Origin of the sequence: Rhodococcus zopfii NBRC 100606 = JCM 9919, assembly GCF_001895025.1 — a bacterium.
Classification (GTDB): domain Bacteria; phylum Actinomycetota; class Actinomycetes; order Mycobacteriales; family Mycobacteriaceae; genus Rhodococcus; species Rhodococcus zopfii.
Map to the genome: position 1 here is coordinate 1 of NZ_BCXI01000047.1, position 8,959 is coordinate 8,959.

Genomic DNA, 8,959 nt, shown 5'->3' on the forward strand with positions numbered 1-8,959 from the left:
CTAGCCTCAATCTTTCGTGCGGGTGACGCGCTGGCCTGAGCAGTTCGGATTGGGTGGAAAACCGCGGATCCGGTGTGCATCCACGATCGACTACCCGACACGGCCGGGTGGCGCCGGGGTCCACGGCCCCAAGCTGAGCGTCCTTTCGTCTCGATGAAGAGGATTCGTGCAGGTCACACGGGTGCAGGTAGTGCTGCAAGTCGGTTCAAGCCGGCCACGAGAACATCGACAGCAGGAGCCGTCGCGGCCAGCCGCAGCCGAACCCGGCGAGCATGCCGGGCGATCTTCCCGGCGATCGACAGCAGCCGTAGCCGCAACCGCTTCGGTTCCCACCGCCGAGCCGCGACATCGGTCAACGCGAGCATCTGCATCCACGCGAGCAGCTCACACGCGAGTTGCACGAGCGCCAACCAGATCCGATTCTGATCGAAACCGTGCAACGGAAGATTCTGCAGCCCGGTGACTTTCGCCGCCCGGATCCGGTCCTCGCACCGCGCCCGACGCCGGTGCCGCAGCTCCAGATCCGGGAGTTGCCCACAGCGGGTGTTGGTCACGAACGCCGTCAACCGCAGCCCATCGCGGTCGGTGAACCGCAACTGCGCACCCGGATGCGGACGCTCCTTCCGAACGATGATCCGCATGCCTTTCGGCCACGTCGACAGGTCGAGCAGGTCGGTCAACTCCGTCACCCAGGCGCCGTCGCGGACCTGCCCGTCGGAGTCGTAGGCCGGGGTCCAGGCCTGCTCCGGGACCAGATCGAGGGCGGCGGTCATCGTGTCGGTCAGGGAGAACCCGACCGAATACGAGAGCCTGCGCTCGGTCAGATACTCGATCAAGGAGTGGGTGCCACCGGCACCGTCGATACGCACGAGCACCTTCTTCCCGACCCGATACGCCGGGTCGGACGGCAACTGCGCCAGTGCGTCCTGCACCACGGTGACGTGATCAGCGGCGGTATTCGAACCGGCGTTGCCGGGGCGCAGCAGCATCGCGACGGGTTCGCCGGTGCCGTCGGTCCCGTGGTCGACGAACGCGCACAGCGGGTGGAACCCGAAGCCTCGTTTGAAGGTCGGAGCAGCGGATTCCTTGTCGGAGTGAGCGGTGACCAAGGTGGCATCGATGTCGACGATCAGCGGGTGGTGCTCGTCGATGTCGTGATCCGGTGCCGCGGGACCGGCTGCGATCCAGGCGCGGGAACGGGCGGTGGCGCGGGCCCGGCCGATCGCGGCCAGTGCGGTGTCGGCATCGGCGGCCAACGCGCTGATCAGGCGGGAGACGGTCGGATCGGAGGCCACCGACCCGAAGATCTCCGGGTGGGCGCGGAGCTGGTCGATGTCGGCGAGGCAGTCCCCGCCGATGGCCAGGGATACAGCGAGGTCGAGGAGAATCTTGCCGGGATCGTGGTGCGCCAACGGTTTCCGGAATCCGGCGAGCTCGGTCGACAGTGCTGCGGCGAGTCCGGTTTTCTCCGCGGTGCGGAGCAGCAGGACGGTGCCGGCATGCGACACGACACTGGTTCCGGTGCTCGATGCGGACAGCTGGGGGTAGCAGGACGTAGACTTGCTCACCTGAAGGGTGCTCCTGGATCACGCGATTGTTCAACCTTAGACAAGTCGAATTATCGCAGGTCGGAGCGCCTTTCTTTCTGTGCGACACGGGGCACGGTCGAATTACCGTGAAAGCCCCGGGCTAGGAAGAGTCTCGCAACGTACCAGCGGACGTGCTGTTTCCCGCTTGTACATGGATAGCGAGTTGATCCCCGCCGTCGGGGGGTTACTACATATACATACTGAAAAGGCCAGCGCCCCGGCGTCGGGGGGGAGAGGCCGGGGCGCACGGCCCGCACGCTCGGGGTGACCGCCCGTGACCGACGGCCACGGTACACCCCGGCCCCACACCCACCCCACACCGGTCTCACCACCCGCGGAGAGCCGTCGGACCGGGGCGCCGGACGCCCGGTCACTTCCGCCCACGCGAGTGCCTCGTCAGGACCGGTGTCGGTGCCGGCGAGGACAGTCGACCGTCGCCGGTCACGCCTGGGCGAGCCGTTGGCGGTGTTCCTTCTGCCGCTGCTGCTTCATGCGGGCTGCGTGTGCCTGCTGCCATTTCGGGTGTGTGCGTTGGCGGACCGTTTCGGCCTCGTCGAAAATCGGGCGGGCTGCGGCGCGCTGCTCGGCGAACTCGACCGCGGGCCGGGGCCGCGCTCGATCGTCGGCAGCAGGTTTCCGGCTCGATGCTCGCCGACGAGCTGGTCGAACTGCCAGGCCGGACAGCCCTGCTCGGCGAGCATCGCCACAGCCTCGGGGTCGTCGTCGATCCAGGCCACGACCGGTGACCGGTCCTCGTACTTGTCGACCCATTTCCACCAATGCCGGCGCTTGATGTCGAGGGCTGGGCGGACGGTGCCGTCGGTCCAGAAGTCGCGGCACTCGATAAGTCCCGGAGGTAGGGAGTTCTGCCGGATCCAGTAGTCCGTGGTCGGCATGAACGCGCCGAGACGCGTTGTGGTGTACGCGATGGTCAAGCCCGCGCCGGCAAGGTCGCGGACGAGGCGGCCGCCGGGCCGGTTGAGCGCGGCGTCGCTGAAGTGCCTGTGGAAGGCCTTCCAGTCCCGGTCCTTGTACTTGGGGGCCTAAATCAGGTAGGTGAACGCGTCCATCTTGGCCAGTGGACCATCGATGTCGATGACAACGGTCGGTCCCGGCGGGGGTGGGTCCACCCAGGGGGTCGGTCGGTCGAGAAAACGCCCTCTGTTCGGCTGCCCCACTCTCATCCTCCAGTTGGTATTGGGGTGGTCACGGGTACGACACCCCTTCGGCGACGAAGATCGCCTCGAGAAGGTTCTGATTCGTGGCCGCGGCGATGCGTTCGTCGATGCCGGGGGCGGTGAGGTCCAAGGCCCGCAGCGATTCGCCGACCTTTGCGACGGCGAGGCAGCGGCGGACGCGGTCGGCGTGGTCCTGGGCGTAGCGTGCCAGCGCGGACCACTTGGCCGAGGTGTCGGCGAGGTCGAAGCGGTGCGGGTCGACGATGTCCATGACGTACTGGCCGTCGCCGTCGTCGTGCCAGAACAGGAAGTCGGGGTGCATGAGCTGGTGCTTGTCGCCGAACTCGTACGGCACGGCCAACGCGTGCCGGCCGGATGACGGGTTGCGGTACCAGCCGACGAGCGTGTCGGAGTCGAGTTCGGAGGCGAGGACTTCCTGCTCCCACGACGAGCGGGAGGTGTCGACGGGGAACTTGCCGGCGTCGGGCTTGCCCGCCGGGATGACGTAGAGGTGCAAGGGGTAGGTGTCGATCGGCTCGACGGTCGCACCGCGCACCTTCTCGGTTGCTGCTGGGTAGGCGTCGCGGACCGCGACCGTGGTCGGCAGCATCGGCGTTCCGCCCAGGTGCCACAGCGGTTCGATCTGGTCCCGGACATGGCGCGGTTTCGCCGACACCTTGGCGGCGTGCTGCTGACGCCAGTTGTCGATGAGGGCCGCTGCCTGTTCCTCGATGACCGTCTTGAATCCGAGGTCGGCCATCGCGGCCAGGCGGGCCGAGGCGTCGATGTCGTCCTCGCCTCGATCGCACAGGTCGTTGTAGTACCAGTTGGCCGAGCCGTCCGGGAGCAGACGTTTGGCCTTCCGGAAGTAGCCCTCGAGGTCGCGCTCGTTGGTGGGGGTGGCGGACCTGCCGACGCTCTGCATGATCGCCTCGCCGTAGGCGACCATCGTGGTGCTGACGGTCAGGGACATGATGTCCTCGACCTTGGCGTCGATTTCGCTGCTGCGCTGTCCGTCGGCGGCGCGCATCTGGTCGACGATCCACTGCTTGGCCTTGGCCGAGCCCTGCTCGAGGAGGTCGTGCTCGGTGAGGGCGGCGGCCAGGCGCATCAGCTGGGCGGTACGGGAACTGAACGTTGTTCTCTGCCGTGTGTAGGACGGGAGAGAGTCGAGCAGATCGAACAGCTCGGGGGGCACATCGGCTGACTTCTCGCACACGGCGGGGGCGACGACGACGTCGACCTCGACGGTCTCGTCCTCGGTCAGGGCGTTGACGACGCGGGCGACGTGTTCGGTGCGGAACCCGGGCAGGTACGCGGCGACCTCGTTGAGGCGGTCGTCGCCGCCGTCGACACGCTTGGCCAGCGGCGTGCGGACCAATCGTCCGATCAGCTGGGCGATCTCGGTGTAGCTGTCCTTGTTCTGGAAGGAGATCATCACCTCGGCCCGCGGGCAGTCCCAGCCGGTGGTCAGCGCGGACTTGAACAGCACCACGCGGGCCTGGTCGTCCCCGGAGATGGCCTCGGGCGGGAGGTATCGGACGGTCTTGTCGCCGACCTTGTACTGGCCGTGGTCGCCGAACGCGTGGGCGACGGCGTAGTCCGACAACACGGGCCAGGCCGATTCCATCACCGCGAGGATCTCGGCGAGCCGCGCCTCCTCCTTCGCCGGAGACAGACCTTGCTCGACCTGGACCACCAGCAAAGGCTCGACCGGCCGGTCGCCGGTGGTCGCGTGGTGGATGCGCCACGCCTGGTCGGAGGACTTCAGGTCCTCGACGGCCAGGGCGAGCATCGTGTTGTCGGCCGACTGCGGCTCGCCGAGACTGCGCAGCAGGATGCGGTCCTTGAGCAGACCCGATTCACGGACGTCGCCGGCCTTGACCTCGACCAGCCGCATGGTGCGGTCCGCGGCCTGCATGGCGGCCTGGAATCGGTCCGGCGTCGCCGAGATGCCCAGCACCACCGGGGCCGGCGGCTGGACGGTGCCGATGTTCGTGGTGCCCCCGCCGACGATGGTGCCGGCGATCGATTTGCGGTCGGTGTTCTTGGTGCCCGAGCCGCGGTGCGCCTCGTCCCAGATGACCAGGAAGTCTTCGCCGCGTTCCCGGACGGTGTTGGCGATCATGTCCCAGGCGCCGTGGGTGCGCTTGTCGTTGTGGGTGCCGTCGGGCCGGACGGCGTGCAGCGTCGAGTTCTTCTGCATCGCCTGGATGTGGACGAAGTAGATGTGACCGGGTTCGAGCGTGCGGTGGTCGACCTCGCCGAGGAAGCGGATGCGGTTGATGTCGATCGATCCGCCCGAGGCCTGGGTGATCTTGGAGATCGTCTGCGCGTTGAGCGAGCGGTCATCGGTGATCCACAGGACCGTCATGTCCGGGTTCGGAGTCCGCGTGGGCGTGCCCTTGTAGATCCCTTCGAGCACCGCCGTCGCGATCACGGTCTTGCCGGCGCCGGTGGGCGCGGTCAGACCGACGGCGGTGCGCTCCCCGTCGTCGAGGTAGCCGGCTCGGGCCTTGGCCAGGTGGGTGAGCACCGACTCGACCGCGGTGCTCTGGTACGGCTCCAGTGTGAACTTCACCGCCCACCACCGGTGATGTTGATGGTGTAGTTCGACAGGTAGTCCTCGTAGAGCTGGACGGTCTCGATCCCGACCGGGAGCCGCTCGACGGCCTGTTGGTACTCGGCCTCGGAGTCGGTGATGACGAACACCACCGCAGGGGGCGTTCCACTGGTCGCGGCGTCGGTCACGGCCTCGGCGAATGCGGTGAGCACGTCGACGTCGAACAGAACGCCGTACGCGCCGGTGAGTGCCCAGCCTTCCTCGGGGACTTCGTCGATGCGGGGTCCGCGGGCACCGCCTTCGAGCCACATCAGCGGGGCCACGGACTCGAACTCGTGTCCGCGGCGCACCATACCGGGATCGAGGTAGGTGAGGTCGAACATCTCGACGTTCGCCGCGAGTCCCTCCGAGTAAGACGAGCCGTCCGGACGCTTACCGGTGACCACGGTCGAGATCCGGGGCCGGCAGATGTGCTCGAATACCCCGGACGCCTCCCATTGGACATCGCCCGGATGAAGACCGGACTTTCTGAGCTTCTTGGCTTCGACCGCACCGACCTCGTTGTTGGTCACGAGGATCGATTGACGGGTGCCGCCATCCTCCGCATTGAGCTGCATCACAGCTTCGGTCGTCGTGCCGGATCCGCCGAAAAAGTCCAGGATTACGGCATCCTGCGGGGCGGTCATGCGGAACCAGCGCATAAGGACTTGATGGTCCTTCGGGTTCGGAAAGCGCTTGTCGCCGAGAATATTTGCGAGTCGCAGAGAGGCGGCTCGACGATCGCGTTCAAAAACCGATCTGGCAATCGTCTGGTTTAGGTCGACAAGATATGACTTCCGCTGCGGCACCGTTGTGTGGTCAGAACCGAACAGGATTCGTCCATCCTTCAGGCGCTGCATCAGTTCATCTTCGTCCCAACGCCACCCATTCTTCGGTGCAGGGCAGAGTCGCCCGGATTCCGGATGTGGCAGCTGCCTGAAGCACCTGCTCGATCGACGCTCCGGTGCACCGGCATCCGCCCCGTAGTAGATACGGCCGTCCTCGTCAAAGTTGACGTACCGCTTGATGGTCTTGGTCGGCACCTCTGCCGCATTCGCCAAGGCCCCTTCCCACCAACTCTTCATTGCCTTGGCCGCAACGGACGGATTGTGAGCGCTTTCCTCCCAGATCCGCTCTCCTGCAACCAGCCCTGCTTCGACCAGCGGGTTCGGCTCCCGCCACGACGTTTCAGCGTGGTCGAGGGCATCCTTGTCTCTGGCGTAAACCAACATGTAGTCAGCCTTGTTCGAGATATACTTTGCGTAGTTGTCGGTGCCGCCCTGCCAAACGATGTCCGAAATGAAACTTCGATCACCAAAGACTTGATCGAGCAGCATCCGGAAACGATGATGTTCGTCGTTCCCTATTGCTGCGAAGAGGATGCCGGTCGGCTTCAACAGGTCGCGAGCGATCAGGAGCCGACGCTCCATGAACGACAACCACTTCGATGACTTCGCCCGGTCGTTCTGGTCGACGTAGCGGTCGTTGTAGATCCATCCGTCGTTGCCGGTGTTGTAGGGCGGATCGATGTAGATCAGGTCGACCTTGCCACGGTGCGTGGACCGCAGCGCCTGCAAGGCGTGGAAGTTCTCGCCGTTGATCACGACGTGCCACGGAGCGTCGGCCGGTCCGTTCTCGATGCGCTCAACTGAACGGAGGCCCGGGTAGATCGGCTCACCGAACTCGCGGACAACTACCAGCTCGGATATGTGCCGCTCACCGCCATCGCCGGTGAGGACTGCGACCTCGCGGGTGCGGTCGGTGAACCGATCGACGACCCAGGTCGCGGCAGACGACTCGTCGCGCAGCGCGACGCGGATGCCCTTGCGGATGGGGTGGTCGGGTAGTCGGACGGACTCGGGCAGGTGCCGGTCGAAGACGAGGCCGAATCGGCGAGACCCGCGCAAGAGGTCGACTTCGTGGGCGAGACGGGCGCGCAGTGTGTCGTCGTCAACGCGGGAGATCAACTGATCCAGCACGTTGGACTCGTCGCTCATCCTGCTCCCTGCCATTCCCGGTTGAACTGTTACATGAGAAGGCTATGCGGGTGCCTGGTCCTCATTGCCGTGGGGTCGGCGTCAATTGCAGTCCAGTCAATAATATTGCAAAATAGACAACCAACGGCCGGCCGACACGGAGGAGGACGCGCGCATGGACGACGAGCTGCACCGCACCGCCTGGGAGATGAACGCCGACGGTGCCGACTGGCACGCTGTCGCGCAGGAGATCGGCTGTGCCCCGGAAGCGGCGCGGCTGATGGCGCAACGGTACGAACGCGACACCGACGCCGCGGCCGCGAAGAACCAGTTCTCCCTGTTCGATCTCTAGCTACCCCTGGCCTAACACGCCGACGAAGGGACTTCGATTGTGGGCTTTTTCGTGATCCTGTCGATCTTCAATCTGTTGTCCACCGTGAGCGCGGCCGTGTGCGCGTCGCGCTCGTACCGGCGCTACGGCAGGGCCGGCCGGGCGGTGTTCGCCGGGCTCGGCGGACTGATGATCTTCCCGCTGCTGTTCGTTCTGGCGGTTGCTGTGGCCACCCCTCGCGCAGCCCGCCTGCCGTAACGCCCGCACCGGACGACAAGAGGAAAACCGCAGGTCAGATGCGGTTTTCGCTGATCTTGATGGTAATATCGACCTTGTAATCCCTTGCGGAACAGGGGGGAACTACGCCCGGGATCGGGCGCAGTCGAGGAGGTCGTGTGGCAGAGCAAGCCGCCCCGCGGGGCACATCCGGTTCCGAGGATCAAGGAGGACGCAGCGGTGACGCAGAGCGAGGATTTCAGGGCGCAGGTCGAGGGGATCGACCTGCGGATCGCGGCCGAGACCAGGCGGATTCTGGTCGAGTGGCTGGGGCTCGATCCGGCGACCGAGCAGGAGCGGATCGACCGGGAAGCGCTGCGCCTTCAGCAGATGACCGAGGACGCGGCCGAGCAGTTCGAGCAGGCGCACCCGGCGGCGCCGGACGCGACGTACTGGAACGTGGTGCAGGCCAAGGAAACAGCGTGGCGGGCGGCGCGGGAGATGGTGCTCGCCACCGAGCTGTATCCGCAGGTGACACCCGAGATGCGGGAGTCGTGGGAGCGGTTCGAGGAGTGGGCCGACCAGGAAATCGAGAAGGACTGGGAAGCCGCCCGGGCAGCGCAGGACCCGGAGCGGTGGCGGACACGGAACGTGCGACCGAACCCGACCGCGGTACGAGTCGTGGAACGGGTGTGGCTGGCGAAGCCGGGGTGGTTCCGAACGTTGGCGAAGGCCCTGATCGCGCAGCGGATCGAGGACAACCAACCGGTGCCGATGACCTCCCGCGACCCGTTGGCGGACGAACTGGCGGCGTTGATCGAGGACGAGATGCGCCGCAACCCGCCGGAGGACCCGGATCTGCCGTTCTGATCCAGGCGCAGTGGGCGCAGGTCCGCGATCAGCTCGTCGAGCTGGAAACGCAGGCCGAGAAACTCGGCGGTCGCCTGGTCAAAGCCAGGACGGCCCTGGCGAGGGCGCACGAACTCGGCCTCGAGCGCGGTATCGACCTCAACGGTCAGCGCGTCGCCACGCTCACCGAGCGCCTCGAACGTCTGCGGGGCCGCTGG

The 8,959-nt window shown here is 66.2% G+C and carries 7 protein-coding genes; 3 read left to right on the plus strand and 4 right to left on the minus strand.

Features of this window, described 5'->3' with window-relative positions; genetic code table 11:
* Positions 1-173: 173 nt before the first annotated feature.
* The 4 genes from RZ1_RS24640 to RZ1_RS24655 all read right to left on the minus strand — a co-directional run bounded on the left by RZ1_RS24640 (position 174) and on the right by RZ1_RS24655 (position 7,366).
* Complete coding sequence (locus tag RZ1_RS24640; RefSeq protein WP_072815165.1) at positions 174-1,568, minus strand: IS1380 family transposase; 1,395 nt, start codon at positions 1,566-1,568, stop codon at positions 174-176.
* A gap of 509 nt (positions 1,569-2,077) precedes the next feature.
* Positions 2,078-2,524 carry a hypothetical protein gene (locus tag RZ1_RS24645; RefSeq protein ID WP_238072205.1) on the minus strand — a complete coding sequence of 149 codons (447 nt, stop codon included), beginning with the start codon at positions 2,522-2,524 and terminating at the stop codon, positions 2,078-2,080.
* A gap of 271 nt (positions 2,525-2,795) precedes the next feature.
* A complete protein-coding gene (locus RZ1_RS24650; RefSeq protein WP_072815166.1) occupies positions 2,796-5,348 on the minus strand; it encodes a DEAD/DEAH box helicase in 2,553 nt (850 codons plus the stop codon).
* Complete coding sequence (locus RZ1_RS24655) at positions 5,345-7,366, minus strand: site-specific DNA-methyltransferase (protein WP_072815167.1); 2,022 nt, start codon at positions 7,364-7,366, stop codon at positions 5,345-5,347. The genes RZ1_RS24650 and RZ1_RS24655 overlap by 4 nt, the downstream gene beginning before the upstream one ends.
* A gap of 154 nt (positions 7,367-7,520) precedes the next feature.
* On the opposite strand from RZ1_RS24655, the gene RZ1_RS30690 reads away from it, so the two are divergent.
* From RZ1_RS30690 to RZ1_RS24665, 3 genes are all read left to right on the plus strand, one after another.
* Positions 7,521-7,697 (plus strand): hypothetical protein, encoded by a 177-nt coding sequence (locus tag RZ1_RS30690; protein WP_169918105.1) that lies wholly within the window; start codon positions 7,521-7,523, stop codon positions 7,695-7,697.
* Positions 7,698-7,736: 39 nt separating this feature from the next.
* The gene (locus RZ1_RS24660; protein WP_238072206.1) at positions 7,737-7,934 is read left to right on the plus strand and encodes a hypothetical protein; all 198 of its coding nucleotides are present in this window, start codon (positions 7,737-7,739) and stop codon (positions 7,932-7,934) included.
* A gap of 198 nt (positions 7,935-8,132) precedes the next feature.
* On the plus strand, positions 8,133-8,762 hold the full coding sequence (locus RZ1_RS24665) for a hypothetical protein (RefSeq protein ID WP_072815219.1): 630 nt from the start codon (positions 8,133-8,135) through the stop codon (positions 8,760-8,762).
* The last annotated feature ends 197 nt before the right edge of the window (positions 8,763-8,959 follow it).